This is a genomic window from Pararhodobacter sp. (genome assembly GCF_036802785.1).
In the GTDB taxonomy this organism is placed as follows: domain Bacteria; phylum Pseudomonadota; class Alphaproteobacteria; order Rhodobacterales; family Rhodobacteraceae; genus Pararhodobacter.
Genome location: NZ_DAIRVN010000013.1, coordinates 1 through 24,089 on the forward strand (window position 1 = coordinate 1; position 24,089 = coordinate 24,089).

At 63.8% G+C, this 24,089-nt stretch carries 34 protein-coding genes; 4 read left to right on the top strand and 30 right to left on the bottom strand.

Going from position 1 to position 24,089, the window contains the following annotated elements:
• Window positions 1-91: 91 nt before the first annotated feature.
• From V7Q53_RS06675 to V7Q53_RS06700, 6 genes are read right to left on the bottom strand one after another with little or no spacing between them, the layout of a single operon-like run.
• Window positions 92-1,585: a class I adenylate-forming enzyme family protein gene (locus tag V7Q53_RS06675; RefSeq protein ID WP_333827695.1), complete on the bottom strand. Its 1,494-nt coding sequence runs from the start codon at window positions 1,583-1,585 to the stop codon at window positions 92-94.
• 35 nt (window positions 1,586-1,620) lie between these two features.
• Window positions 1,621-2,076, bottom strand: a complete 456-nt coding sequence (locus tag V7Q53_RS06680) for a MaoC family dehydratase (RefSeq protein WP_333827698.1) — start codon at window positions 2,074-2,076, stop codon at window positions 1,621-1,623.
• Window positions 2,070-3,098, bottom strand: a complete 1,029-nt coding sequence (locus tag V7Q53_RS06685) for an NAD(P)H-quinone oxidoreductase (protein WP_333827700.1) — start codon at window positions 3,096-3,098, stop codon at window positions 2,070-2,072. Before V7Q53_RS06685 ends, V7Q53_RS06680 begins: the two co-directional genes overlap by 7 nt.
• Window positions 3,099-3,104: 6 nt before the next feature.
• Window positions 3,105-4,088: a fumarylacetoacetate hydrolase family protein gene (locus V7Q53_RS06690; RefSeq protein ID WP_333827702.1), complete on the bottom strand. Its 984-nt coding sequence runs from the start codon at window positions 4,086-4,088 to the stop codon at window positions 3,105-3,107.
• A gap of 20 nt (window positions 4,089-4,108) precedes the next feature.
• On the bottom strand, window positions 4,109-6,088 hold the full coding sequence (locus V7Q53_RS06695; protein ID WP_333827704.1) for a TRAP transporter permease: 1,980 nt from the start codon (window positions 6,086-6,088) through the stop codon (window positions 4,109-4,111).
• 37 nt (window positions 6,089-6,125) lie between these two features.
• The gene (locus V7Q53_RS06700; protein ID WP_333827706.1) at window positions 6,126-7,064 is read right to left on the bottom strand and encodes a DUF6282 family protein; all 939 of its coding nucleotides are present in this window, start codon (window positions 7,062-7,064) and stop codon (window positions 6,126-6,128) included.
• A gap of 116 nt (window positions 7,065-7,180) precedes the next feature.
• On the opposite strand from V7Q53_RS06700, the gene V7Q53_RS06705 reads away from it, so the two are divergent.
• Window positions 7,181-7,963: a DNA-binding transcriptional regulator gene (locus tag V7Q53_RS06705; protein ID WP_333827708.1), complete on the top strand. Its 783-nt coding sequence runs from the start codon at window positions 7,181-7,183 to the stop codon at window positions 7,961-7,963.
• Window positions 7,964-8,081: 118 nt separating this feature from the next.
• The gene (locus V7Q53_RS06710; protein WP_333827710.1) at window positions 8,082-8,336 is read left to right on the top strand and encodes a hypothetical protein; all 255 of its coding nucleotides are present in this window, start codon (window positions 8,082-8,084) and stop codon (window positions 8,334-8,336) included.
• A gap of 261 nt (window positions 8,337-8,597) precedes the next feature.
• On the opposite strand, the gene V7Q53_RS06715 is transcribed toward V7Q53_RS06710, so the two are convergent.
• Both V7Q53_RS06715 and V7Q53_RS06720 read right to left on the bottom strand, forming a co-directional pair.
• Window positions 8,598-10,217 (bottom strand): phage portal protein family protein, encoded by a 1,620-nt coding sequence (locus tag V7Q53_RS06715; protein ID WP_333827712.1) that lies wholly within the window; start codon window positions 10,215-10,217, stop codon window positions 8,598-8,600.
• Window positions 10,217-11,623, bottom strand: a complete 1,407-nt coding sequence (locus V7Q53_RS06720; protein WP_333827715.1) for a terminase large subunit domain-containing protein — start codon at window positions 11,621-11,623, stop codon at window positions 10,217-10,219. The genes V7Q53_RS06715 and V7Q53_RS06720 overlap by 1 nt, the downstream gene beginning before the upstream one ends.
• A gap of 98 nt (window positions 11,624-11,721) precedes the next feature.
• On the opposite strand from V7Q53_RS06720, the gene V7Q53_RS06725 reads away from it, so the two are divergent.
• On the top strand, window positions 11,722-12,189 hold the full coding sequence (locus tag V7Q53_RS06725) for a hypothetical protein (protein WP_333827717.1): 468 nt from the start codon (window positions 11,722-11,724) through the stop codon (window positions 12,187-12,189).
• An 11-nt stretch (window positions 12,190-12,200) separates the two neighbouring features.
• Here the strand turns inward: V7Q53_RS06725 and V7Q53_RS06730 are convergent, their stop codons facing one another.
• The 22 genes from V7Q53_RS06730 to V7Q53_RS06835 all read right to left on the bottom strand — a co-directional run bounded on the left by V7Q53_RS06730 (window position 12,201) and on the right by V7Q53_RS06835 (window position 23,386).
• Complete coding sequence (locus V7Q53_RS06730) at window positions 12,201-12,740, bottom strand: phage protein Gp27 family protein (protein WP_333827719.1); 540 nt, start codon at window positions 12,738-12,740, stop codon at window positions 12,201-12,203.
• Window positions 12,741-12,742: 2 nt separating this feature from the next.
• A complete protein-coding gene (locus V7Q53_RS06735) occupies window positions 12,743-13,045 on the bottom strand; it encodes a VpaChn25_0724 family phage protein (protein ID WP_333827721.1) in 303 nt (100 codons plus the stop codon).
• Window positions 13,042-13,383 (bottom strand): DUF2730 family protein, encoded by a 342-nt coding sequence (locus tag V7Q53_RS06740; RefSeq protein WP_333827723.1) that lies wholly within the window; start codon window positions 13,381-13,383, stop codon window positions 13,042-13,044. Before V7Q53_RS06740 ends, V7Q53_RS06735 begins: the two co-directional genes overlap by 4 nt.
• A complete protein-coding gene (locus V7Q53_RS06745; RefSeq protein ID WP_333827725.1) occupies window positions 13,380-13,895 on the bottom strand; it encodes a hypothetical protein in 516 nt (171 codons plus the stop codon). Before V7Q53_RS06745 ends, V7Q53_RS06740 begins: the two co-directional genes overlap by 4 nt.
• Complete coding sequence (locus V7Q53_RS06750) at window positions 13,895-14,800, bottom strand: glycoside hydrolase family protein (protein ID WP_333827727.1); 906 nt, start codon at window positions 14,798-14,800, stop codon at window positions 13,895-13,897. Before V7Q53_RS06750 ends, V7Q53_RS06745 begins: the two co-directional genes overlap by 1 nt.
• Window positions 14,801-14,878: 78 nt before the next feature.
• The gene (locus V7Q53_RS06755) at window positions 14,879-15,247 is read right to left on the bottom strand and encodes a helix-turn-helix domain-containing protein (RefSeq protein ID WP_333827729.1); all 369 of its coding nucleotides are present in this window, start codon (window positions 15,245-15,247) and stop codon (window positions 14,879-14,881) included.
• On the bottom strand, window positions 15,244-15,513 hold the full coding sequence (locus V7Q53_RS06760; protein ID WP_333827731.1) for a hypothetical protein: 270 nt from the start codon (window positions 15,511-15,513) through the stop codon (window positions 15,244-15,246). Before V7Q53_RS06760 ends, V7Q53_RS06755 begins: the two co-directional genes overlap by 4 nt.
• A complete protein-coding gene (locus V7Q53_RS06765; protein ID WP_333827732.1) occupies window positions 15,510-15,944 on the bottom strand; it encodes a gp16 family protein in 435 nt (144 codons plus the stop codon). The genes V7Q53_RS06760 and V7Q53_RS06765 overlap by 4 nt, the downstream gene beginning before the upstream one ends.
• Window position 15,945: 1 nt before the next feature.
• A complete protein-coding gene (locus tag V7Q53_RS06770; protein ID WP_333827733.1) occupies window positions 15,946-16,275 on the bottom strand; it encodes a hypothetical protein in 330 nt (109 codons plus the stop codon).
• Window positions 16,276-16,286: 11 nt separating this feature from the next.
• Window positions 16,287-16,937 (bottom strand): DUF3164 family protein, encoded by a 651-nt coding sequence (locus V7Q53_RS06775; protein WP_333827734.1) that lies wholly within the window; start codon window positions 16,935-16,937, stop codon window positions 16,287-16,289.
• Window positions 16,930-17,160 (bottom strand): hypothetical protein, encoded by a 231-nt coding sequence (locus V7Q53_RS06780; RefSeq protein WP_333827735.1) that lies wholly within the window; start codon window positions 17,158-17,160, stop codon window positions 16,930-16,932. The genes V7Q53_RS06775 and V7Q53_RS06780 overlap by 8 nt, the downstream gene beginning before the upstream one ends.
• Window positions 17,157-17,372: a hypothetical protein gene (locus V7Q53_RS06785; protein WP_333827736.1), complete on the bottom strand. Its 216-nt coding sequence runs from the start codon at window positions 17,370-17,372 to the stop codon at window positions 17,157-17,159. The genes V7Q53_RS06780 and V7Q53_RS06785 overlap by 4 nt, the downstream gene beginning before the upstream one ends.
• Window positions 17,362-17,745 carry a hypothetical protein gene (locus tag V7Q53_RS06790; protein ID WP_333827737.1) on the bottom strand — a complete coding sequence of 128 codons (384 nt, stop codon included), beginning with the start codon at window positions 17,743-17,745 and terminating at the stop codon, window positions 17,362-17,364. Before V7Q53_RS06790 ends, V7Q53_RS06785 begins: the two co-directional genes overlap by 11 nt.
• Window positions 17,742-18,233, bottom strand: coding sequence for a hypothetical protein (locus V7Q53_RS06795; protein WP_333827739.1), 492 nt, complete (start codon window positions 18,231-18,233; stop codon window positions 17,742-17,744). Before V7Q53_RS06795 ends, V7Q53_RS06790 begins: the two co-directional genes overlap by 4 nt.
• Before the next feature lie 59 nt (window positions 18,234-18,292).
• On the bottom strand, window positions 18,293-19,048 hold the full coding sequence (locus V7Q53_RS06800; protein ID WP_333827741.1) for an ATP-binding protein: 756 nt from the start codon (window positions 19,046-19,048) through the stop codon (window positions 18,293-18,295).
• Between the two features lie 62 nt (window positions 19,049-19,110).
• Window positions 19,111-21,213, bottom strand: coding sequence for a transposase domain-containing protein (locus V7Q53_RS06805; protein ID WP_333827743.1), 2,103 nt, complete (start codon window positions 21,211-21,213; stop codon window positions 19,111-19,113).
• Window positions 21,210-22,046, bottom strand: coding sequence for a ParB N-terminal domain-containing protein (locus V7Q53_RS06810; RefSeq protein ID WP_333827745.1), 837 nt, complete (start codon window positions 22,044-22,046; stop codon window positions 21,210-21,212). Before V7Q53_RS06810 ends, V7Q53_RS06805 begins: the two co-directional genes overlap by 4 nt.
• Window positions 22,043-22,237, bottom strand: a complete 195-nt coding sequence (locus V7Q53_RS06815) for a hypothetical protein (RefSeq protein ID WP_333827748.1) — start codon at window positions 22,235-22,237, stop codon at window positions 22,043-22,045. The genes V7Q53_RS06810 and V7Q53_RS06815 overlap by 4 nt, the downstream gene beginning before the upstream one ends.
• Window positions 22,230-22,460: a hypothetical protein gene (locus V7Q53_RS06820; RefSeq protein WP_333827750.1), complete on the bottom strand. Its 231-nt coding sequence runs from the start codon at window positions 22,458-22,460 to the stop codon at window positions 22,230-22,232. Before V7Q53_RS06820 ends, V7Q53_RS06815 begins: the two co-directional genes overlap by 8 nt.
• Window positions 22,461-22,462: 2 nt before the next feature.
• A complete protein-coding gene (locus V7Q53_RS06825; protein WP_333827752.1) occupies window positions 22,463-22,810 on the bottom strand; it encodes a hypothetical protein in 348 nt (115 codons plus the stop codon).
• Window positions 22,807-22,929, bottom strand: coding sequence for a hypothetical protein (locus V7Q53_RS06830; protein WP_333827754.1), 123 nt, complete (start codon window positions 22,927-22,929; stop codon window positions 22,807-22,809). The genes V7Q53_RS06825 and V7Q53_RS06830 overlap by 4 nt, the downstream gene beginning before the upstream one ends.
• Before the next feature lie 154 nt (window positions 22,930-23,083).
• Window positions 23,084-23,386: a hypothetical protein gene (locus V7Q53_RS06835; protein WP_333827755.1), complete on the bottom strand. Its 303-nt coding sequence runs from the start codon at window positions 23,384-23,386 to the stop codon at window positions 23,084-23,086.
• 31 nt (window positions 23,387-23,417) lie between these two features.
• Here V7Q53_RS06835 and V7Q53_RS06840 point away from each other — a divergent pair, with 31 nt between their 5' ends.
• Entirely contained in the window at window positions 23,418-24,089 is a 672-nt protein-coding gene (locus V7Q53_RS06840) for a S24 family peptidase (RefSeq protein WP_333827756.1), read from the top strand.

The following is a 24,089-nucleotide window of genomic DNA, read 5'->3' on the forward strand; positions in this document are numbered from 1 at the left end:
AGCGCGGTGGCCCGCCCGATGCCACTTCCCCCGCCCGTCACCAGCGCGACCTCAGGGAAGATGTCTCCTTGTGTCGTGGTCACGGTTGCATTCATGGTCTTTCCTCCCGATAGGCGTTGCGCAGTTCGGCCTTGGTCACCTTGCCCAGAGTGTTGCGCGGCAGCGATGTACGCAAGACCACAGCCGAGACATGCTGCATCCGCCCCAGCCTTGCATTGACCCAGACCATCAGCGCCGCCGGGTCCGGAGCGGGGCCGGGATGAGGCACCACCAGCGCCAGCGGCGTCTCGCCCCAGCGCGCGCTTGGCACGGCGATCACCGCCACCTCGGCGACGGCAGGATGTTCCAGAAGCTTCTCTTCGATATCGCTGGCATAGATGTTGAACCCGCCCGAGATGATCACATCCTTCTTGCGATCCAGCAGGATCAGGAAACCGTCCTCATCGAACCGCCCGATATCGCCGGTACGGTGGAACAGCACGCCCGCCGCGTCACGCCAGTAAAAGCCCTGCGTGGCCTCAGGGTTGCGGAAGTAGCCTGACATCATCATCTCCGAGCGCCCGACAATCTCGCCCGGCTGGCCCGGCGGCACATCGGCGCCGTTTTCGTCAATCACCCGGATCTCGTTGCCGGGGGCCGGTCTGCCCACGGTATGGGCCTTGTCCGGGTGGGCGGCGGCATCCAGAATGCAGGTACAGCCCCCCTCGGTAAGCCCGTATATCTCATAGAATTTGCCGGGCCAGCGCGCTGCGATCCCGCGTTTGAGCGCGGCTGAGAGGGGCGCGCCGGTGCATTGCTTGACCTTGAAACCCGACAGATCGCGCGTATCAAAGCCGGGCACAGCCAGCAGGCGCTGGTATTGCACCGGCACCAGCATCGTATGACTGGCGCGCTCAGCTTCGGCCAGATCCAGATACCCGGCGGCATCGAATTTCGCCATCAGGATCACCCGCCCGCCGTGATACAGCGTGGCCAGAAGTGGCATCAGCGTGGTGTTGGAATAGAGCGGTGTGGCCAGCAGCATGGTGCTGCCCGCATCCAGCCCGAACAGCCCCCGCGTGGCCTGCCGCTGGCGCATCGCGTGGGAATGGACGATGCCCTTGGGCTGGCCGGTGGTGCCCGAGCTGTAGATGATGTTGAAATCCGCATCAGGATCAACGGGTTGCGGGGCATTTTCAGGCGGATGGCCGCGCAACACTGCGGGCAGCTGCAGGGCGGTGGCATCCAGCAGAACGGTGCGGGCGGCCAGTTCCGGCGCCAGAAGTCCGGCATAGGCCGTGTCGGCAAGGATCAGCGAGGGTGCGCAATTGGCGATCATGCCCGCCAGCGCATCAGGGTGCGCCGAGACCGGCAGCGGCACCGCGCAGCCCCCCGCCGCAATCACCGCCAGATAGCCGGTGACCAGCGGCAGGCCTGATGCCCCCAGCAACGCAACCCGCCCCGGCGCATCGCCGCAGCGCGCCCGGATCGCCGCGGCGGCGGCCAGCACATCGTGGCGCAGCGCACCCCATGTCATCCGGTGCGGGCCGCAGACCAGCGCCACATCGCCGGGCCGGTCCATCCCGTGGCGAAGAAGCTGCGCCATCAGGCCTGTTTCAGCGGGGGAAGGCGCAGCATTGCTCATGGGTTCATGATCAGAAGGATGTTATGCGCCGTGACCGCCGGGCGGCCAAGGCCCTCGCATTTGATTGCGACCGAGGTTTCCAGCCGCGTGCCCTGTGCATGAGGCGTAACCGCGATCAGCGACTGTGCCAGCCGCACCCGGCTGCCGGTGCTGACCGGCTCGATGAAGCGCACCCGCTCATAGCCATAGTTCAGGCCACGCCCCCGGTGTTCCACCGCCCAGATTTCGCGCTGCAACACCGGAACCAGCGACAGCAGGTACAAGCCATGCACGAGGGTGCGACCGCCGGGCAAGGCCTTTGCGCGCTCCGGGTCGGTATGGATCCACTGATCGTCGCCGGTGATGCGGACGAAATCATCGACCACATCCTGCGTGATCTCCCGCCACCCGGAATGGCCCAGAAGCTGGCCGGTATGCACGGCCAGATCGGCGGTGCGGGTGAGCGTCAGCATGCCGCACCTGCGGGAATGGTTTCAGCCAGCGCCGGGTCAACCGCCAGCACCACCTTGCCGATCTGCGCATTGGCATCGAGCACCTCATGCGCCCCGGCCACATCCCCGAACGGGAAGACCGCATGAATGCGGGTGCGGATCGCGCCGCTTTCCAGCAGGGGCCAGACCTGCGCCACCAGTTCCGCCGCCAAAGCGCCCTTGTAGGCAGCCGGACGCGGGCGCAGGGTTGAGCCCGTCAGTGTCAGCCGACGGCGCACGATTTCGCGGATGTTCACCTCGGCGGTGGGGCCCAGATGGCTGGCGATGAACACCAGCCGCCCATCGGGGCGCAGGAGGTTAAGCTGGCGCTGGGTATAGGGCCCCGCCTGCGCATCAAGGATCACATCCGCCCCGCCGGTCAGGGCGCGCACCGCTTCATCCCAGTCGCCGCGATAGTCAAATGCGGCCTCGGCGCCGGTTTCCAGACAGACCCGGCGCTTTTCGTCGGTGCCTGCGGTGGCAATGACCCGCGCCTGACGCAGCGCGCGGGCAATCTGGATACCCGCCAGCCCCACACCGCTGGTACCCCCCTGAATCAGCAGGGTCTCACCCTCGGCCAGACGGCCCAGCCAGATGATGTTGTTCCAGGCGGTAAAGAACACCTCGGGCAGGGACGCCGCCTGCACGAAGCTGAAGCCCCTGGGCACCGGCATGCATTGCACGGCGGGAACCACGCAATACTCGGCATAGCCGCCGCCATTGGACAGCGCGCATACCGCATCGCCCGGCGCCCATTGGCTGACACCCGCGCCAATGGCTTCAACCACCCCGGCGATATCAAGCCCGGGGATCGGCGTGGTGCCGGGCGGCGGCGGATAGAGGCCACGGCGCTGCTGGATATCGGGGCGGTTCACCCCGGCGGCCAGCACCCGCACCAGCACCTCGCCCTCAGCAGGGGCCGGGCGCGCGGCCTGCTCCATGCGCAGAACCTCAGACCCGCCCGCCCCCGAAAACGCAATCCGGCGCATCATTTGTCCCGGCATCCTGCCTCATTCCTCCCAATCGTGCACCACGGGGTTGGACAGACGGCCCAGACCCTCGATCTCGATATCAATAACGCCCTTCATCTTGTGCATATTGACCGAGCGGTGGCCGTTGGGGAACTTGCCCATGCCCTTGGCCGAGGTGCCGAAACAGACCATATCGCCCGGCTCCAGCGTGAAATAGCGGCTGGCCTCAGCCACGACTTCGGCAATCTTGAAGCGGTAGCTGGCGGTGGAGTCCACGGCGAAGGGTTCGCCGTCCAGCCAGCCTTTCACTGCCAGATTATCCGGGTCGGCAACCTCGTCGGCGGTGGTGATCCAGGGGCCGGTGGGGCCAAAGGTATCGGTCGCCTTTGAGCGGGTGTGATAGACGAAATACACATCGCGGTCGTCTTCGCCATGCAGGTTGCGCCATTGCAGATGGTGCGGGCGGATCAGATCAGGCTCGCGGGTGGTGGCGATGGAATCCATGCCGAATTTCATCCCGTGCGAGGTGACGTCATTGGTGATGGTATAGCCGAAGATCGCCGCGCGCGCCTCCTCGACCGAGGCTTTGCGGCAGCGCTTGCCGATGATGCCCGCCAGTTCCAGCTCAGGGATCGTCTCGCCGTAATGCTGTTCCATGATGATCGGCTTGCCATGCCCGGTCAGGCAGGAGGGCGCCTTGAGAAAGAAATTCGGCACACCCGGATCACGATGCGCGGCCTTGCGGATGCCCATGTTGTTGAAGGCCACACCCAGAATCTTGCTGGGGCGGGGCTGGGGCGGCAGCCAGTCAGGCGTGGCGATCACGGCGTCAGCATCGGTCACCGACAGCGCCCTGGCGGCGCGCGCCAGTTCTTCCGCGCCCCCTTCGATCAGCGTGTTCATGCTGTCAGGCGCAGCGCCCAGACCGGCCTTGGCATAGAGGGGGGCCAGCAGCACAACGTCTTCGCCCTGCTTGACGACAAGGGCAGCTTTGCCCTGATGGTTCACGGTTCCGAACTTCACTTGAGTTCTCCTTTTGAAAGTTATGCCAGCCGCGCCGAGGCACGGTTGATCAGAAAGGCCGCCGCCAGCACCGGCAGACCAAGGACAGCCGCCGCGCCGACCAGTTGCATATCGGACAGGCCCGCCACCCCTTCGGCCGGAAGTGCGATCAGAATCGCGGCAAGCAGCAACACAATGCGCAGCGGCAGTGCGAACCAGCGCCCCGGAAACAGCGGCCCGATCAGCGGCAGGTAGCCCTGCATGGCGCAGGCAAACAGCGCGATTCCGACCAGCGCGAAGCCGGTTGCGGTTATGATGGTCATCGCATCGCCCTGAAGCACCAGAGCCGGTTCAAAGACAAAGAAGAACGGGATGAAATAAATCACGCTGCCCAGCCGCATCGCCTCGAACCCGGTTTTCATCGGCGGTGTCCGGGCGATTGACGCAGCGGCAAAGGCCCCCAGCGCCACAGGCGGCGTGATGAAGGACAGCATCCCCCAGTAGAAGATGAACATATGCACCGCCATCGGCTCCAACCCCACGCGGATCAGCGCGGGCGCCAGCAGGATCGCCAGAAAGATATAGGCGGCGGTCGCGGTCATGCCGACGCCCAGCACCAGCCCGGTCAGCGCACCCATCAGCAGAAGCATAAAGGCATCACCACCGGCCAGCCGCAGCAGGTCATTCACCAGCGTCGCGGCAACCCCAGTCATCGACAGCGCGCCGACGATCATGCCCACTGCCGCCAGAATCGCCACCAGATTGGCGAAAAGCGAGGCCAGCGTATCAAAGAACTTGCCCACATCGCCCCAGCCCCAGCGGTGGTTCTTGTTGAAGATCTGGTTTAGGATCAGCAGGAGCGGTGTCGCGTAGTAGGGCGCCAGCGCCTCACGCTGCATGACCAGCAGCATGTAGATCAGAAGCGCGAAGGCAAAAATGTAATACCAGCCGTCCATCAGGGTCTTGCCCAGTTTCGGCAGTTCCTCTTTCGGCAGGCCCTTGAGCTTTTCGCGCCCCGCCATGGCGTCGATCTGCACAAAGAGGCCAAAGAAATACAGCACTGACGGAATGATCGCGGCCAGCGCGATTTCGGCATAAGGCACGTTCATGATGCTCGCCATCACAAAGGCCGTGGCCCCCATCACCGGCGGCATCAGCACGCCCCCCGTTGACGCGCAGGTTTCAACCGCCGCCGCCGTGGTGCCCTTGATGCCGGTGCGGCGCATGGCGGGGATGGTCATCACGCCGGTGGTCATCACATTGGTGATCACACTGCCGCTCATCGAGCCCATCAGCCCGCTGGAAAAGATCGCCACCTTGGCCGGTCCGCCCCGCACCTTGCCCAGAATGGCAAAGGCAAGGTTCATGAAGAACGCCCCCGCCCCGGTCAGTTGCAACGCTGCGCCGAACAGGATGAAACCGATGATCAGCTGCGCGAAAGTCCGCAGCGGGATGCCCAGAATGCTTTCCGACCCCATCGCATGATAGGCCGCCACATAACCGGGAGAGGAGGCGAAACCGGCAATCGCGCGGGGCAGGTATTCGGTATAAACCGGATAAAGTGAGATCACGCCGACGATCAGCGCCAGGGGCAGCCCCCCGGCGCGGCGCCCGGCCTCAAGCACCAGAACCCAGAGCGCGGCGGAAAACCAGATCGCCAGATCAGGCGGCGCCATCTCCCAGCCGCGCTGCAGGATGTTGAAGGCATTGGCGAAGAAATACCCGCAGACCACCAGCGCGGCGATGCCGAACGCCCAGTCATACCAGCCCGGGCCGCTGTGACGGCGCGCGCCATGCGAGGGATAAATCAGAAAACAGCTGAACAGCGCCAGCGCGACGATGGAATAGTAAAAGCGCAGGTCAATCAGCGTGTAGCCGACCAGAAACCCCAAGCCGAAGGTCTGGTTGATCGCCAGCAGCAGAATGATACCGGCACCGATCCGTGTAACCCATTGCGCAGGCCCGTGAAGGCCGCGCGGCCCCGCCTCGAACACGGCGGCTTCCCCGCTGGTGCTGCTCATCCGTCATCTCCCCCCTGCCCCGCGCCAAAGCGCCGGGTTATTTTCCGTCAATACCGATCAGTCGCGCCGGGTTGTCGCACATCATCGTGCGCACATCACCCTCACTGAAACCAAGCGCAAGGCACAGCTTGGCCGCCTGCCGCATCCCTTCAACCGGGGTCGGGTTATCGACCTGCCCCAGATCAGAGCCGATGGACGAATGCGCCACGCCAGCCGCAAGGATATGTTCCTTCAGCTCCTCCGGTGCGTAGACATTGAAGCGCGAGTCGACATAGAGGCAGGCGGACTGCTCGATCAGCACGCCCGCCGCAGCCATCTCGCGGATATCGTCGAGCGTGAAATGCAGGCCATACATCGGATGGTTGATCAGAAGCCTGCGCACGCCGCGGCTGCGCGCCTCCTCAAAGAGTTTCCAGATCTCCCAGACGTGCAGATGGCCCGAAGACAGGACCGCGTCAAACTCGGCCACCGAGTCCAGGATCTGCTTGACCGGATCAAGGATCGCGCCGTTGGCATCCACCGGCGTCAGCCCCGGTGACGCCTTAAGCTGGACATTCGCCGCCAGCCGCTTCTTGCGGTGCGAGCTGCGGATATGGTTGGCGGCATGCGCTGTCGGCATGAAAACCAGTTTTGTTCCCTGCTTGAGCTGGGCATCCACCACAAAGGGGTCAAAACCGCCCGTGGAATTGTTCAGCACCAGCCCGCCGAACATGGCGATGCCCCGGCCTTCCATCAGTCGCTCCATCATCGGGATGAAGGGCGCGACGGAATAATGGTGGTCCTTGAACAGGATACCCACAAAACCGGCATCTGCCGCCTGCTCGGTTGCCTGCAGATGATCAACCTGACGCGCCATGGTCGACGGGCCGGAATGCACATGCAGATCGACAGCCCCCTTCAGCAGGCGATCCACGACCGCATCATCAATTCCTGCAATCAGTTCACGGACTGCGGCGCGGTTTTCTTCGGTGCTCATGCTATGCTCCCCCTTCAGTGGCGTCCAGTTAGGCCTTGACCGGGCGCGGCGGCAACGGCTACCAGAAGCGTGTTTCGCCTGATGGAATGGCCCGGGCTGGAACACGAGGGGGGATAATGGGGATCAGAGCGGTCGAGCGCGCGCTGCGCGTGTTGCAGGAGCTGAACCTGCAACCCTACACTTCCATCGCCCATCTGCATGCCCGCACCGGCCTGCCCAAACCGACGCTGGTGCGCATGCTCAAGACCCTTGAAGACGCGGGTTATGTCGAAAATGACGCCCGGCTGGGCGGCTATCAGGTCAGCGCGCTGGTGACCTCGCTCAGTTCGGGGTTTCACAAGGAGCCCATGGTGGTCGAGGCCGGGCGCCCCTGGGCCATCGCCATCACCCGCAAGCATCAGTGGCCGGTGTCCATCTCGCTGCTGGACCGCGACGCCGTTGTGGTGCGCTTCAGCACCGTGCCCGACAGCTCGGTCTCGCCGTTCCACAAGACGATCAACATGCGCCTGCAGATGATCACCCGCGCCATGGGGCTGGCCTATCTTGCCTTCGCACCCGAGGATGAATGCGCGCTGATCATTGATATGGTGCAGAAATCTGCCGATCCAGAGAACCGGCTCGCCCATCAGCCGCAGATGCTGGAGCGCATCATCGCCAAGGTCCGTGCTGACGGGTTTGCCATCCGCTCCCCGGATGTGGAGCCGCGCAACTCCAACACCATCGCCGTGCCGATCTTCAATGAAGAGGGCCGCGTAAAGGCCAGCCTTGGCCTGACCTATTTCAAAAGCGCCTTCGATTCCGAAAGCGAGGCCTGCGCGCGCTATGTGCCGGTGCTCAGGTCCGCGTCGCGCGAAATCACCAAAGACCTTGCCCGCCTCAACAGCAACCGCCTGAGCTGAGCGCGATTGCCGCTTTGCAGAGCGGTTGATGCGTGGCCAGCCGCATGCGACACTGCCTGCGTTTGCCGCCCCAAAACGCACCCGCCGCGCGCAACCGGAACCGGAAAGGAAGCTGCCCATGGCCACCCCCTCCCCCCTTGAAATCGAAGGCCGCCTGCATGGCCAGCGCGAGGTTCTTGCCGTGGTCGTCGCGCATCTGCTGGCGCAGCCCGGTGATGACTTCCGCCGCCTGATCGAAGCGCAGCAGGTAATTGCCGATCACCAGGAAGACCCCGGCGCCGTCCTTGACCCGGCCTTTGTCTTTCAGGCCGCCGCCGCGCAGGAGGTCCGTCAGGTGCTGGACCGCGCCGAGGCGCTGCGCGCAGGCCAGTGAAGGCGGCAGAGAACCTCTGCGGGCGCCCGGCGGTTGCATTCCGGTAGGCCTGATGATGAACCGACTGATCCGGAGCACCGTCGCGCTGACCGCCCACAGCCGGGCCGCCTTTCACAGGAAACCTGCCGCTGCGATGCGGCTGGTTGGCATCACCCGGCTGCCCTCACGTCTCTCTGACCGAGGATCACGAAAGCCAACTCTCCGGCAATCACGCTGCCACAATTGCCTGGCCGGCGATCAGTTATCCCAAGCGGGGCGTCGTCACGCGCTGTCCTGTTGTTCCAGCCAGCGCAGAACAAGCGCCTCATCGCGCCGCAACCCGGCGCGCGGTCGCCGCAGCCGCTTGTCCAGCGCCGTGATCCGGGGGGCAAGGGTGCCCTCCTGCCACCCGGTAATCACCAGCGGATGCACATAGCATTTCCGGCAGACCGTGCGCGTGTTGCGCAGGGTCTTTGCCACGTCATCAAGCACCCTGTTCAGCACCACGGCCTGCTCGCGCTGCGTTGCCGGAATGCCGCCCATGCTGATCCGCTGAACCGTCTCCATCATGCCCGCCGGGATCACGCGACCGGGACTGTCAGGCATGAAGAATTCCTGCCCCTGCTCGTTGATCTCATAGAGGAAGCCGGGCCGCACCGGGCCACCCAGTGCGCGGCTTCCATCTGGCCTGCGCCAGCCTGCGGCTTCGGAGCGCTGGACGATCTCGGCCTGCGCGGGCGGCAGGTCGGTATTGGCCGCACCCCCCAGAAAAGACGGCATTGAGGGCCAGCGGATCGCGCTGGTCAGATCGATATTGCCGATCGCCTCAACGATGCGGCCGGGGATGCCGCTCACCCAGCTGAGGAATTCGTTGAACTTCGCCACCGCACCATCCCAGAGCGACTGGATCAGCGCGGCACCAGCATTCCACACGGCAGCGGCACCACCGGCAATCGCGGTGCCAATCCCGCTGGCCATGGTCTGGCCCAGAACCGCCTTTGACGTCTGCTCATCCAGATAGCGGGCAAGGTTCTCAAAAAGCTGATCGCCTGAAGCACCGCCAGCGGCATTCTGAAACTCGATTTCCATCGACTTGGGCAGCACAGCGGCAGCATCGGTGCCGATATTGGCCACGGCCAGAAACAGCTTCTCGACATCTTCGCGCGTAGCCTCAGGGCCGTAGCGGCCCAGACGCAATGGCAGGCCATAGGTTTCGGCAAAGCTGACCCAGTCCTTCAGCGCGAAAGCCTTGCACATCCAGGTGAAGGCGACCAGCCGTGCCAGCCCGCCGCGCAGGGGGATCCCGGATTTCAGGCGCGGGGTGTGGAACAGGAATTTGAAGGGCGCAAAGGGCTCACCCTCGACCAGGGCGGTATCGGTCAGCAGGCGCGGGATGCGCAGGGTCTCGCGGTCGAACCGGATGAAGCGCGGTTCAACATGCTCAAACCGCTCAGGCCACCATTCGCGTGCCGAACGGCCCCAGTCGATCTCGACGACAGACCAGCCCTTTCCCAGCCCGTCGAGCATGTCTTCAACCAGATCGGCAAAGCCCTCGTGTTCAGTGATCGCCTCGCGCACCGCATCGGCGATCTTCTGGGCCTGCGTATCGTCGCCGCCTGCCTTCACCACCGGCTCCACGCCTGAAACCGCGCGCTTGCGGGTGCCAAGGACCGAGGCGTAATGCGGGTCGCGCTCCTCCATCTCCTCGGCCAGGATGACATAGTCTGTGTGCTCGCCCTGGTCGCAGGCCGACAGGATCGACGCCAGCTTGACGGGCGTCAGACCAGAGGCGGCGCTACCCGCCCAGACCTGACGCACGCCGGTCATGCCCGGGCGCGCGGTGCCGGTCTCTACCAGCGCCTGCGTTTTGACGGGGCGCCCATAGGCATCCAGAAGGGCCATCAGATCACTCCTCGAATCGCCCGCAACCCGCGCGTGGCGCGGACAGGCCGGTCAATGTCAGACCCGCCCGAACGGACCGGGCGGTAGTCATAGGGCTGGTAGGTCAGGCGTGCGGCCGAGGCCGCCAGCGCCCCGGCCCAGAAGCGGTCGGCATGGCCGTCTGTGTCGCCATCGGCGATCAGGCGGCGCTGGCCGGTCAGGCCCACCTGGCTCTTGATCGAATGCAGATCCGCGCGCAGTGTCACGTCACCCGCCGGAATGCGCATCGTGCGATCCTCGAACCGCTCTTTCAGGGCGGTCGCCAGATCAAGCCGCGCGGCAGAGGTGAACAGCACCCCCTCCACCCGGCTTTCGCCATAGCGCCGCTTGGCATCCTCAACAGGCTTCTCACCCATGCCGGTCTGATCCATCGCCACGCGGATCACGCGGTAGCGGTTCATCACCTCATCGAGCAGCCGGTCCTGTTCGGCAAAGCTGATACGCCGCCGCGCGACAATCTCGCGGGTCCAGAGCACATCGCCCACCAGCTCGGCCACCCAGATCACGAAGAAATCGCGCCGGGCGGCGATATCGACACCCACGAAGCACGGCCCGCCCTGGTAAAGCCCCGGCAAACCGGCAGCCGGGTGTTCAACCGGCGCGATCAGATCATAGGGCAGCCAGCTCGACGCCTCGTCCAGCCACTTGAGTTCGTATTCCTGTGCCCAGGCGTCTTCGTCGGCCATGCCCCGGCGCAGCATGTCGATGTCGCGCTCAAGGCCCTGCCGCACGGCCTCATAGATGTCGATCACATGGCGCGACCACACGCTGTCCTCGGCGGTCATCAGCTCGAAGAACTTGTTGCCCTTGCCATTCGGGGTGGAGATGACGCGCAGCTTCAGGCCCGTCCTGCTGATCACCGGAAAGAGCGCGGCCCAGATGTCACGGCTCTTGGCGTGAAAGGCGAACTCATCAAGGATCACATTGGCGCTGAAGCCTCGCGCCGTGTCCGGGTTCGCGGGCAGCGCCGTGATCCGGCTGCCGTTCGGAAACTTGACCTCCAGCGCCTTGTAAATGGCATCCGGCCCCTTTTCCTGCGGGGCGCGGAACTCGCCTTCGTGGTAGGTGGGCTCGCCACCTTTTACGAGGGTGTTGTAGACCTCGTAAAAGGCCTTGGTGAAGGGCTTGATCACCTCGGTCATCATCTCGGCCGCCTGCCGCTCGCCGCGTGACAGGATCACCCAGCGCGCGCGCCGGTCCTCGGCCCAACCCTGAAAGCAATCGTCGGCGCATTCGCCCCCGGTCGAGAAGGTCTTGCCGGTCTGGCGCGCGAACATGCCGATCTTGAACCGGCTGTCATCGGCGATCCAGGCACGCTGGTAGGGCAAGAAGTTGATGACCGGCGAAACCGGATTGATGACGCTCATTCAGTCCTCGTCCCCCGGCAGCCCCTTGAGTTTCTGGCCTGTGGGTGTCGCGCGGTATACTCTAGCGACCGAATCTCATTTTCTTTTCGGAGCAGGTCATGGATTTCGATTTCGAGAGTTTGAATAGTGCCGTTGGCCTTGCCGGTGATGCTGGCACTGCGACCGGGAAGATCGCCAATGCCATCTCCACGGTTCAAGGACTTTTCAAGAAATCGGAGGCGGCTGGAAACGCCGATATCAAACTTGCTCTGAGCGATCTGACTTTGCAGGTAGCAAACGCGCAGGTGGCGAATGCGGACCTGAAACTCCAGCTTTCGGCGCTTCAGGACAAGCTTCGTGAGGCGCAGGCATTCAAATCCGATCTTGATCGCTATGCGCTCTGGGAAACGCCAGCCGGTGCGGTTGTGTATCGCCTCGAAAAGGACATACGCAACGGCGAGCCCCGTCACTACCTTTGCCCCAACTGCATTGAAACCAAACGCAAGTCGATCCTTCAGGGGCACAGTGGCTTTCGTGACTGTCCGAATTGTCAAAGGGGGTTTAGCTTCGACGAAATGAGGTTCTAATTTGGGGCTTCTCATCCGAACCCCATGATCCTGCGCGCCTTGGCTGCCGCCTCGGCATCGATATCGCCTGACGCGACCGCCGCTTCCAGTTTCTCGGATTGTGCCTTGCGCTCAGCAACGATCAGGCTTTCGCGGATCCCCGACGACGCCATCACATCCTTCAGCATGCGGCCAAGGAAGTGCAGCTCCTTCGGGTCGATATCGCCGCCCTCTTTGATCATCTGCGCCTGCATCACCTTGAAGGCGAGCGTGGTGATCATCTGAAACAGCACGTTGTGGCGCTTGGCCTCTTCGGCCAGCCCCTGTTCCTGCATCCAGTCGGCGGCCCAGGCGCTGGCCTGTTCCTGGTATTTGACGAACTCTTCGTATTCCTGACCGAAGGCATGCAGCGCGGATTTGCGGATGCGCAGATCCAGCCCTTCTTCTTCCAGCCGAAAGTTCAGAGCCTCAGCCAGTTCCTCGTAACCGCCGAAGCCGCGCGCGCGCAGCTCCTCCTGAAGCCAGCCCTTCAGTTCAGCAGGCAACAGATCGACCTTCCTGGGGGGCGGCATGCTCAGACCCCCCGGGGGCGCGGGCGCTGAATATCAGGATGCGTGGCCAGCCCTTGGGCCACTTCGGCGCCGCGATCGGTCGCTGTGGCGATGACGAAATCACCGCGATCATCAAGCGTGGCAAAGCCATTCTCTGCCAGCCAGGCCAGTTCGGTGATCACCTGCGACCGCGTCGAAGTCACGCCGACCCCGCGCAGCACATCGACAAGGATCGAGGCGTTCGAGGTGTATTCAGCACAGGCGGCCAGATGACGCAGGATCGCAAGGCGGCGGTGGCGGCGCAGGGTCACTTGATAATCGCTCATCGCTTGTTCCCGTCCAGCAGGTGGTCTTCGTGACGCGTCAGGACCGATTCCATGCGTGTCATGATCTCTTTCATGGTGCTGACATCGCCGCTCATCTGCACCATCCCCAACTGGAGCTGGTGCAGATCTTCCTTGACCGGCGTCGCGCGCAGCGCCAGCTCAACACTGGTGACGCGCTGATCCAGGGCCGTCAGACGACTTGCGTGTCCTTCGATGCGCTTGGTGTTCTCGCGCGAACCCGACGCCACCAGGTTCCAGACCGTCAGCGCGAAGTTGAGCAGGAGCGAAAGCGCGGCCACCCAGGCGACAAGGCTCGACAGGTCCAGCACCTCTGTCACTGCGCACCCCCGCGCGTCACCCGCGCCAGATCCTTGAGGGTGTGGCCGCCCATGTAGAGGGCCATGTAGATCCCCGTCAGGCTGAGCAGCGAGGTGAAGTCGGTCGGCGGCAGGGCGATGCGCCAGACCGCATTCGCCACATGCAGGATCACGATATTCCAGAGCCAGAGGAACGCCAGAAGCCACATCATGAACGGCCGCCACGCCCAGCCCCACCACGGGCCATTCTGCTCGGCCTTCAGCAGCGCATGCTGCTGTTCCAGACCCTGCGCATAAAGCGCGATCATTTCGGGCATCATGGCCTCGGTCTGACGCACCGCATCCACAATGCGCGGTGCGTCTTCTTCGGCAAGACGCTCCAGATCACCCACACCGATGCCTGCCCGCCGGGCAACGGCCTCGGCCACGCTGGTGGCAAGGTCGGCATTCTGGGCACCGAGGCGGTTTGTCAGAACCTGCCGGATCAGGGGTGCGCCGATCTGGGTGGCGACGGCAAGAAGGGCTGCGGACATCAGAGGCTCCAGAGCTTGCGCGCCAGGCGCGGCAGATAGGGGTTGATCGCGGCGGCCAGCGTGTCGCGGTATTGCCAGGCCAGCCACGCGAGCCAGATTGCGCCCAGCCCAAGCAAGACCGGCCCGACCAGCGCGACACCCGGCAGATCGGCGGCGCTGGCGATGGCATCGGTGCCGGTTTCGGCACCGCCTGCCGCTGCGGGCACTGCCGCGCTGGCGGCCTTGCGGCGGCTGTCGATCACGCGCTGCAGGGCGGAAAGGGTGGCACGGCCGACAATGCCGTCCACCGTCAGATCATGATCGCGCTGGAAATCGCGGATCGCGGCTTCCGCAAACCCGGCCGAGTTGTCGCCGACCGCATAGCCCAGGGATTTCAGTGCGTCGCGCGCGGCCGCCAGTTCGTCGCTCGAAAGGTCGATCACGATGCGGGCAACACCCGGTGCCTGTTGCCATTGCGCAAGCGTGCCATATTCACCATGCGCCAGCAGCCGGTATTCCCCTTCGCGCCGACGGGTCAGCCCGGGCAGCACCTTTCCGCCCCCCTTGTTCCACGCCAGCATCGCCTCGCGCACGCCGGAGGCCTTGTCACGCCAGCGCACAACCCAGGTGGCGCGGTGGATGGCGCCGGTGTTGTAGTCAAAGCTCACGCCCGCGTCGAATTCGTGCTGCTTTGCGCCGGTCATCGCGCGCTTCACGCGCGGCTCATAATTCTGACGGAGGGCTTGCTGCAAAAGGCGCGTGGCCTCGGCATGCGTGATCACCATGCCCGCATGCGGGCGCACGACCCCCGAACCGGCGGTCAGCCCCGCACCGATCGTCCAGACCCCCGCCGGACAGCGATAGGCCTTCAGCACCACGCCTTCGTCGTGCTCCAGCTTCGTGACACCCTTGCTGCTTGTCTGCATGACCCGCGCCCCCATTATGACGCGCCAAGGGTCGCGCGGATGGGCGCGGGCTTATAGGCACAACGGATTGTGGGGAGGTCAGATCAGGCGGGGCTGGCGGGGATCAGCGGTCTGGTGGGTGCGGCCCTTGAGCCAGCCGCGCACGGCAACATCGCTGGCATGCAGTCTGCGCGCAATTTTTGTCGCGGACAAGCCCTGTGCGTGCAGCACCTGCGCCAGCCAGGGCTTGGCGGTCGGCACCCGCTTGGGCAGGCGATCTGCGGCATCGCCAAGGGCACGGGCGGCTTCAAGGCCCAGCAAACCGGCGAGCGCGGATCCTTCCACAGCACGGCGCGGGATATACAACTCGCCGCCGCCATAGGTCAGGAAAAAGGTGATCGCACCCTCGACACCGAGGATGCGAACATAGGGTTCAAGATGGGCGGGCGGGCGCGGCAGGTCCGTCATGACGTCCCGCCACGGTTGCGGGCCTTGCGCCCCGTGCGGATATCCGGGCCAGAGGCCTTGCGCACAGTGACCACGGTCGACACGCCCGCATCATGGATCATCCGGTAAGCCATGCCCTCAATGATGATTGCGCTGGCCCCCTGCGAAGCAGCCTGATCGACCTTCCGCCCGATATCGCGGCGGCAGGTCTCGACATCGAGCTTCAGAACGCGCTCCAGATAACGCAGGACAGCATGATCGGTGACGCGGGTTCGGGGGTGTTTCATGGCTCCAGCCCCACCCCATGACGGCGGCACATGGCCTTGAGAGCGTCAATCACATCCGCGATCTGACCCCACTCCCGCAGCATGTCCACATCGGCAGGCACGCTGCCCCAGACCTTGCCGAACCGCACGCGGATGAAGGCGTTCAAACCGGCACGGCCCGGCTCGCGCAAGGCGCCCGCCGCGCCCAGCAGCGACCACAGCTTGTGGACATAGCGCAGATCGGCGCGTGGCGCGGGCGCGTGACGCCCCTTCGGCGCAGGCTTGAAGCCACGGTTCTCCAGGGCCTTCAACACCCCTTTCAACTCCGCCTCGCTCATGGCCGAAAGGCTGTCTTTGCCGGTCACCTGGCGCTGAAGATCGCGCCGGGTGTCCTCGTCGATCCCAAGCTGGCGACAGCCGACATGCACTTTGCGGATCAGCGCGGCGCTCATGTCAGTGGGCCTTTCCGGTCGAGCCGAAGTGATGCTCCGCAAGGGCCTCATCAGGATCAGCCGGGGCGCGGCTGGCAAGGATCCGCGCTTGGATTTCCCCGCGCAGATGCGCCTCAACTGACAGCGCAGCCGTCGCGGCAAGATCCATGACGGAAATGGCGAACCGGCGGCTCCCCACCGTCAGATCGAGGGTGTCGCCGTCGCCACTGGTGCGCACATGGCACAAGGTGCCGAGGATCTCGAACCGGCACAGATCGTGCAGGACATGCGGCCCGGGAGTGCCGGTGGTCTCATAAACGGGGACTTCAATGAGGGCGACCTGTTCAGGCATTCTCTCTCTCCTCAAGCTTTTGCAAGATCGATGGTCACCGCTTCCCAGCCCGCCTCCAGCGTGGGCCGGTGATAGAGGCGGACATAGGTTTTCGAGCCGACGACACGCATGGCATCGCGGATCGCGCGCATTGCCTCCTGCCAGCGCGGATCCTCGATCTCGAGCCGCAAAAGCATGAAGACTTCCGAGCGGTTGATCTGACCGGCCTTGTCGGTATTGAAGGCGCGCGTGACGATCGCGCGGATCTCCGGGCGGCTGTCAGCCGACCATTCCGTCAGGCACTCGTCGGTCAGTTCCTTGGCGATCTGCAGCTGGGGGCCGAAGTCAATGTGATCGGCCACTTGCACCTGGACCTTCCACAACCCGTCATAGGTCATGAAGGTCTTGTTGCCCTTGGCGCCACCCTTCGCGGCCCCGTATTCCTGCGCGAGCAGGGCCTCGAAATCACCGAGGTCCTCGAACGTGTGGGCTTTGAACCGGGCCACCTGCTCAGATAGCGCGAGGCCGTAACCGGCGATCTTGCGCACCGTTTCGTCTTCCAGCACGGCGGAAGGATCGATCAGTTCCACAGGCACCAGCTTGCCCTTGGCATCCGGCATGTAGGATTTGCCCGCGACAGTCACACGGCCATCGGGGATAGGGGCGGGAGAATGCTCAGTCATCAGCAGGTCCTCTCAGGGGTTTGATGGTCGTTTCAACCTGCGCGGGTTCATCCGCGCCGGGATGGATGGCGCGCAGGCCAAGGGCAGCAAGCGCCCCAGCCATCGCCTCGATTTCGTCACGGCTGACCATGGTCGCGCCACGCGGGCCAAGGGCATCGACCTTGCCCATGCCGCGCGCAGCGAGGGTCATCATTTCGGGAAGGGTCCAGCGGGGCGTCGTCATTCACCGATCCCCGTAGCTGGATGGCGAAGCGGAAACCGGGCATAGACCGTCTCGTCTTTTCCGCCCATGTCGATGCCAATGAACACCACATTTTCCAGAGAAATACGCGGAGGAACCGGAAAGCCTGCCGCGCGCGCCTGTCGCGCCTCCTCGACCCGCTGGCGTTGAAGCTCTGTTTTGCCGTAGCGGCGACTCTTGAACTCAACCTTCATCACTCTCCCCCTTCACAAACCGTGGGCAGCGGTGGCAGGCGCGGTACATCCGCACCCGCAGGGCATTGGTGTTCTGAAAAGCCCGCGCCTTGGTCATCCAGACCCGGCACTCATGCAGAGGCACTACACCCAGCGCCGGGCAGGACGCGGTCCCGGCCAGCAGATGGCCGCGCACCAGCTCTTCAATGGCGCGCATGTCGCCGGGGTAGCTGGCACGCAAGACGCCGCTGATCAGCGCCCCCGATCGGCCAAGCCGCCGCGCGATCTTCGCCTGACTGGTTGCGTCGCAGGCCAGCGCCAGCGCCTCGATCCAGTCGGGCAGCGGGGCACCCCAATGTGCCCGGGCGATCTGACAGAAATGGCCCCCGCTCATGCCTGATCCCCCGGCAAGTGGGTGAACTCAGAAAGGTTGTCATCCCAGACGGCGCGCACCCGGCGCTCGCGAGGGGGCTTTGGCCCGGTGTCCCTAACCAGCCGGTAGATGGCCTCGCGGCGGGGTGGCGCAGCCTTGCGCGCTACCCGCAGATATCCGGCGCGAACGAGCATCTGGCAGAACGACTGAGCATCGCTGGCCGCGATCTTCACAACATCCGTCGTCGCATGGGCGGCGATATCGGTGGGTGAAAACGCATTGCGCAAACCACGCATGGCGCGCCACATATTCCCTTCGGCAGTTTGCGCGCGCGGCATCGCTGGAGGTTCATCCAGCGTGCGGCAGACCCGAAACATCAGTTTGTTCGTTCCTGCCTTTCCCAGTTCCTCAACCGCACCGGCCCGGATCCAGCCGCGCACCAGCTTTGTGGTTCGCTCGAGCGGGACACCCGCTTCAGCAGACAATGCGGTATAGCTGAACTGCGCCATCCGACGCGCGGCATTCCATGCTGCCTGATCGCTGGCCAGGCGCTGTGCGTGGACCCCCATCAGCCCAGCCCCACAACTTCGGAGCGGCGCGGCACCGGCGCTGCCCCGGTAAAGAATGCCCGCTGATCGAAGTCACCCTTACCCATGCGCTCCACTCCCAGCACCTGGGCGCGTTCAGCCAGCTGGGCGAGGTTCACGCACACGCGCCGGGTTGAGCCATGCGACATCCGCAAAAGATCGGATTTCAGGGCATCGTCAATCGCCAGCCCCGGCGCATAGATCGCAGCAAGATGGTTGAGGTCCGACATGTCAGCGGGCTGAGCCGCAACCCAGTCAAGCATGCGGCCATGGACGCGCTCCCATTCCTTCAGCTTCTGGGGCAGAAGTTCCTCACCGATCAGGATCACGGGCGCCTGCGAACCCTCATAGATATCGCGCACGATTTCGACCATTTTGCGGGCTACGACATGGTCGGCCTCGTCGATGATCAGGGGAACGCCCTGCACGGCCAGCTCCGCCGCGATGCGATCGACCATGTCAGCGGTATTACCTTTTGCAGGCAGGCCCAGCTCGGCCAGTATTGCGCTACAGACTGTTTTCTTGGTCCATGCGCTCTTGCATTGCACCAGAACCGCCTGAAACTTGTTCGCAGCATAGATCGCGGCAGTGCTTTTGCCGAAGCCTGACCAGCCATAGAAACATGCCATTCCCGGAAGGCCGATTGCCCGGTTCTGCACCCGGTCGATCAGCGCCGTCAGTGCGGCCACGTTCCGAAGCGGTGCTACACTGTTGTAAAGCCTTTGTTCGTCTGCCATTCTAAACTCCTATCTACCGCTCTTCCCGCCGGTGGGTGTTGCAACCACCCCCGGCGGTTTCCTCATCCGAAATACGCGTCCCCAAAATCGGTCCAGAGCGTGCGCTCTGCCCGGTATTCGGGGGTGGATTGGTAAACCTTCAGCCAGCGCAGCTGCTCGTCAGTGATTGCGCCGCCTTCAGTCGCCTGGCGTTGCTCCAGCTCCAGCGCGCGCCGAAACCGCTCGCGCGGGGTTTCAGAGGCTGGCGGCGGATTTCGGCGCGCGGCCAGATCGGCCACCACGGTTGCCTGCGCGGCCTCAAAACCTTGCTGGGGCGGGGGCGCGGCAGGTCGCGTTGCGGCCTTGAACATCGGCCGCACAACCTTTGCCTCGGGGGTATGTGTCGCCTTGGGCGCGACCGCATCCAGATCGACACCCAATTCGCGGGCCGACAAGGTCTTGTGCGCCTTCAGCGCTGCCCGCTCCGCCTTCAGCCAGTCGCCGCGCGCCTTGGCATGTAGGCGCGCCTCTTCGACCGACAGGAACCCGGCTTTCTGGCGGCATTCGGCAGCACCGAGATAGCGATTGTCGCTGGCGTAAACATGGACCCCGGTGTGCAGATCGGCAGGATCAAAGCGCACGATCACCCTCTCGCCCGCAATCTCGTGCATCCAGTCCGCCCAGTACTCGTTCCCCATCAGTTTGACGCGGCCCGTGCGGGCGTCGGCCTTCAGACCTTCCGCACCAAGCAACCACAACCGTTGCTGCGCCTCTGTCGCTTTACGGATTGGCGAACGCTCGTAGCTCTCGTTGAATACCTCGGCAAAGGACCGCCCCCATGCCACTTCGGACCGGCGCCCCTGGCGCAGATTGTGCTCCTCGATCCCTTCAGCCACCACGCGCAGGAACTCTTCAAACGGCACTGCGCGGCTGCCATAATCCTCGGGCTTGGCTTCGGGCTTGTTCCCTGTCCAGGCCCCGTCAAAGCGCGGATCCTTGGCGATCGCATCGCACATGTCGCGGAATGCCCGCTCGATCGGCTTGGATTGCCCCGCATAGGGGGTGGCCCAGTGGATCTCGCATCCAAGACCCACGAACAGGCCGGGAATATCGTCTTCACGGACCTTGAAACGGAACCGGGTCTTGGCTCCGCCGGTGAGCAGCTTGGCGGCGAATTCGCGCCCGTTGTCGAGAACGACATGCTCGGGAATTCCCCAGTCGCTGATCATGTCGCCAGCGCACAACAGGACAGCGTTGGAATTCGCAGTCAGATCCAGGCGCCAGGACAAGATGCGGCCGGAATAGACATCCTGAAATGCCACCATCTGCGGGCGCACCGGCTGGCTGAAGCCGGGCCAGCTAACGAATACGTCGAAGCGGTGGAAGTCACCGTTGACGACTTCAAGCGCATGCAGCGCCGTCTTGTCGCGCACCTGCGGCGGATACATCCGCTTGAGCGCTTCCAGCCCCTTGCGTGCCAGAACCTGCACCGGCTGGCTGACCCGCGCATCCAGATAGCGCCGCATCGTGCGTTCGGGGGCCAACGTCCAGACCTTCTCACGGGCAACACGCGCCGCGCGCCGGTAGCAGCTGGAAAAGGATGGCCCGGCAAGGCGCAGGTAATCCGATTTCAGCCAGTCGAAGGCCTCTTCATCGAAATCCGCCCGCACAACCTTCCGCTGAACGGCACGATGGCGCGGTGCCAGATGCGGCAGGCGATCATCGCGGCGCACCCCTTCGATCAGGCCCATCCAGTTCCAGAGTGTGCGTGCGCCGACACCTTCGGTTTGCGCCACTTCGCGCACCGCCAGATCGCGCGAAAGATGCGGCTCAAGGGCCTCGACCGATTGCACGCAGCGCAACCGTGCGCGCGCCCGGTCCTGCACTGCCTCGGGCAAGCCTTCGAACCATGCCCACAGCGCGCCCCGGTCGATCACGGGTGCCGGTGCTGGCATCTGTGCCTCGGCAAGCAAAGCCTTGCGTGCGGCCAGCGGCAGAGCCGACCAATGATATTCCCATCCCCCGCCACGACCCGAACGCCGCCGCGCCAGAGACGGGTTCGCGCGCAGGTTTACCCGAGAGATCCAGCGTTCAATGTTTTGACGGGTGCTGGGCATGTCTGGAAAACGCGCTTCTGCCAGCTCATTCGCGGTCCACCAGATCCGGGCGGGGGATAGCGTGGTCATTCTTGCGCACCCTCGTACAGCAGCGCGGCCAGCGCCTCTCCGTGATCACGCACGAACCGGCGGCGGGCCTCTTTGGGTGCGCGCGACCATGCGGATTTCAACGCTTTGAGGGCGGTTTCAACGGGGTCTTCAAGCGGGGCGGCAAAGCCTTTTTCTGCCTGAAACGACCGGCGCGCCTGCGAGGCCGATTTTGCATTTCCGCTTGCCAGTCGAAACACGACTTCGGCTCTCTCGTCGGAGTCGGCTATTTTTCCGATGGCCTCGATATCGGCAAGCTTGACCTTGACCGGCGCAGCGCGCAGTCGGGCAACTTCGGCGCGTGTGATCGCGCGGCCTGCTGCTGCGATCTTGCGGACTTGTCGAGGCGTGATAGCACGCTTTTCGGCGATGGTTTCAGCAAAGGAATTAAGTTCCGTTGCTAAACCTTGCCTTGCCAACCCTCCTGCAACACCGCGCGCGGTCTCGGGATGCAGCTTCTCATAGGCGGCACTGTAGGCCGCGAGAAACACCGCATCATCCAGTGGTGACAGGCTCGCCCCGGCAAGGTTCTGACTGCTTTCCAGCGCCGCCGCTTCGTCATCGGTGCAGCTCACGGCGACCACAGGGATTGCCTCGTGCCCCATTCTCTCCATGGCAGCGACGCGGTGAGCGCCATCAATCAGGATGAAACCCTTGCGCGTCTTACGCACCAGAACCGGCACGGTAAAACCGTGTTCTTTGATCACCTGCATAAGCACGCTTACCGTCGCCTCGGAAACCGGGCGCAGGCGATCCAGCAGGACCGTAATATCCCTAATGGGCAGTTCCGTTGTCGTCGGGTGAAAGGTAATCATTTCCGCGCGGCCCTCTTGAGATCGTCGACGCGGAAATTCAGGGAACTCAGGCTCTCGTCGATCATCGCAAGAACGAACTCAACCTCGCCATCTGTTGTCGCGTGATCAGCCAGCGCACTTGCCCGCGACGACAACTCCAGCGCCTTGGTGTGGATGATCTGCGACAACTCACGCAGGGTAACGTCAGCCATTTTTCGGCCCCTTCGTCATCTTGTAGAAAAACACCCGCTTGCCGCCCACGATCACCGACCAGCATTCGATCTCCGCGCCGTGATGGCGCAGCTCTGATACGCAGGCGCTGACCGCCATCACCCGCCCCTTGCGAACAATCTCGCGCGTGGTGTGCGGCTTACCATCCGCCAGGACAGCCAGCACACGTTGCAGGCGCGGCGATGAAAGGGGGGCGGCGTGCATGGTCACACCCGTGCCGCGCGGCGGGGCTTGCGCCCGTCCTGTTCACCGGCAAAAGCAATCTCGGCCATGTGATCCGAACGCCCGCGACACGGTGTGCACATGCGGTTGTGAATGCCCTCGGAAAAGAAGGTCTGACCGCAGCACATGCAGGGGCGCGGGCCGCGCCTGGCTTTCCTGTCGGCCTCTGCCTGCAAGGCGTCGCGCCGCTCTTCCGCAAGATCCCGGTTGAGATGCACCCCGGGAAGATGGGCACCGTCGGGCGCACAGATCACATACCCGGCCCGCGTGATGTATTCGATGCGATAGCGCGCATGGCGAGGGGCGGGCAGGTTCCAGTCACGATCGCTCATTGCAGCACCGTTCCGGCCACCAATGCCAGCCACAGGAGCCCGAACAGGCAGAACGCACCGATCAGGTCGCCCAGCCAATGGTCATCGAGCGCCCTCAGCGCCCGCACGAAAAGCTTCATGCGTCACCTCCATCATCAAGGATTGCGTTGATCAGGTTGTCGGCTAGCACTGGGATTGCCGCCCGAGACCTGTGCCGCGCTGGCGAACCTTCCGGATCAGGGATGGATACCGATGCAGCCAGGATGGCTTGGAATGAGCAGGAGCTGACCAGCATCACGCGACCCTCCGCTTTGCGGCAGGGCGCGGAACGTCACGCGGCCATTCAAGATCGGGTGGCCAGTTGTCAGAGAACCATGCCAGCACACGAGCGGCGCGGCGCAGCGTGCAGCCAGAGCCTTTCTTGAGCTCAGGAAAGAATTTCCCGTCAGTCGCCGCATAGGTCGACACCGTTGAAAGCGTCAGTCCACGGTGCGCCGCAAAAGTCTCTGCTAAGGTAACCAGCGTTTCGGTTTTCATCCGGCTTTCCGAGTTGGAGAATTCTCCGATAATAAAGACGGAGAAAACACCGATTGTCAACTGGTCCGCTCTTCGGTATTTTCTCCGATTCGTGGAACATGCAGAAAGAACCTTCGCAGAGCACGTAGCCCAGCGCCTTAAGGCGCTGGATACAAACGCATTTGCGTTCGAGCGCGCGAACGGCCTCCCGTCCGACGCGATCCGCAGCATCCTGAGAGGTGAAAAGAAGTCAGGAACGACGCTCAACAAAGCGCGGGAGATATGCGACGCCCTTGGGCTCGAATTCTACATCGGGCCACCTCGTGACACCGGCACCATCCATGCTGTCGAGATTGAAGGCGGAGATTTCGCTGCCATCCCCCGTCTAAAAGCTGAGCTGTCAGCCGGTGATGGTACCTTTGACAACCACAACAGCATCTCCGAGCTGATAGCCTTTCGCCTCGATTGGCTGGCACGCCTTGGCGTCTCTCCTGGCAACTGTTGCCTTGTAACCGTGCGCGGTGACAGTATGCGGCCGAACCTGCACTCAGGTGATCTCGCTTTAATCGATACGGCGCGCACCAACATGCGCAATGGTCATGTCTATGCCTTCAATGACATAGATGGCCAAACGCGCGTTAAGCGCCTGGAGCGTCCGGAAGGAGAAACCTTATTGCTTCGCTCCGACAACCCCGAGTTCTCGACCGAGATCCGGCGCGGTGTTGATATGAACCGAATTTCAATCCTCGGCCAGGTGGTTTGGTCAGGTCATACTTGGAAATAG